This is a genomic window from Massilia sp. CT11-108 (assembly GCF_047302915.1).
Lineage (GTDB): Bacteria > Pseudomonadota > Gammaproteobacteria > Burkholderiales > Burkholderiaceae_D > Telluria > Telluria orientalis.
The window spans coordinates 1-290 of the sequence record NZ_JBKYMO010001446.1 but is presented as its reverse complement, the minus strand read 5'-3'; the positions used below and the strand labels follow the sequence as shown (position 1 = coordinate 290).

Below are 290 nucleotides of genomic sequence, written 5' to 3'. Positions count from 1 at the left end.
TTTAACCGCAACGAGTAGATGAACTTGGTTGCTATCTATTAGGCGTTCTGCTTCCTGTGAATCTGTGACTCACTGTTGCAATTCGCTTAGGCGCCCTTGCCAGTGAAAGTCATCGTCGTACTGGGCGCTCCTGCATAACTTAAGTAGATCAAAAAGATCGGCTTCAAGGTAGTTGCTCGCCAAATCATGAGAATCAAATCGGAAACTCTTATCAGAACCCGTAAGCCGCTGGATGGTAGCCCTCATCGACGGCGAACATTTTTGTACACCATCTACCAACTCGCATATAT

General features: G+C 46.2%; 1 protein-coding gene. It reads right to left on the bottom strand.

Annotated features, from left to right (window positions below; all coding sequences use genetic code 11):
- Positions 1-69: 69 nt before the first annotated feature.
- Positions 70-290 (bottom strand): hypothetical protein (locus ACEN88_RS35205; protein ID WP_413347053.1); only part of this gene is annotated, 221 nt, incomplete at its 5' end.